Consider the following 1,009-nt stretch of genomic DNA (forward strand, 5'->3'; position numbering starts at 1 on the left):
CTGTTCAATCCGGCGCGCAGCTACGAGCTGTTCCTGCTGCCGCTGATCTTCCCGGCGGTGCTGTCGCTGGTACTCGCGCTGGCGGTGGCCGGCAGCCTCGGCCGCGAGATCCGCGACGGCACCCTGCCCGCCTGGCTGGGCCACGCGCCGTGGTCGGCCATTGCCGGCAAGGTGCTGCCCTATGTCCTGCTGTTTTCGTTATACGGCGCGCTGGGCGCGGCTTACCTTGCCTGGCTGCGCGGCGACGGCATCGCGGGCAATGTGGTTCTGCTGCTGCTCGCACAGCCGCTGTTCTACCTGGCCACCGCGGCCTATGCACTGTTCTTCGTCGGCGTCACCCGCGACATGGGCACCGCCCTGTCCGCAGTGGGCCTGAGCATCGGCACCGCGCTGGCCTTTTCCAGCGCCACGTTCCCGGTGATCGACGCGCCGTTGTTCACCCGCGTCTGGCACCTGCTGCTGCCACTCAGCGCCTACATCAAGCTGCAGACCCAGCAGCAGTTCATCGGCTCGCCACTCGTGGTTTCGCTGTGGCCGCTGGCCACGCTGCTGCTGATGATCGTGGTCGCCGGCGGCATCGGCGGCTGGCGCCTGCTGGCGTTCGCACGCACGCCGCAGGCCGCGCAACCCGCCGGGGCCGGCGCATGAGCAGGATCTGGCACAGCCTGCGACAGACTCTGTTGGCCGTGCTCTGCGACCGCTATGCGATCGTGGTGATGGTCGGCGCGGTGATCCTGTACTCGTTCTTCTACCCCGCCGCCTATCGCCACCAGGTGGCCGGCAACCTGCCCGTGCTGGTGGTCGATGAAGACCACAGCGCGACCAGCCGCGAACTGCTGCGCAAGCTCGATTCGCTGCGCGTGGCCCATGTGGTCGGGCAACCGGCCGACCTGCAGGAAGCGCGCGCACAGCTGGAAACCGGCCATGCCGAAGGCATCGTGCTTATCCCGGCCAACCTGGAACGCGACATCCTGCGTGGCCATCCGGCCAAGCTGGTACTGCTCGGCAA

2 protein-coding genes are annotated in these 1,009 nt (G+C 68.2%); both read left to right on the top strand.

Going from position 1 to position 1,009, the window contains the following annotated elements:
- Positions 1-648: ABC transporter permease (locus AB4Y84_RS22375; RefSeq protein WP_442251022.1), on the top strand; the 648-nt coding region annotated here is incomplete at its 5' end.
- The coding region (locus tag AB4Y84_RS22380) for an ABC transporter permease (RefSeq protein WP_442251023.1) at positions 645-1,009 on the top strand (365 nt) is incomplete at its 3' end. The genes AB4Y84_RS22375 and AB4Y84_RS22380, both read left to right, overlap by 4 nt.

Source organism: Stenotrophomonas sp. 2YAF22, from assembly GCF_052114665.1.
In the GTDB taxonomy this organism is placed as follows: Bacteria; Pseudomonadota; Gammaproteobacteria; order Xanthomonadales; family Xanthomonadaceae; genus Stenotrophomonas; species Stenotrophomonas indicatrix.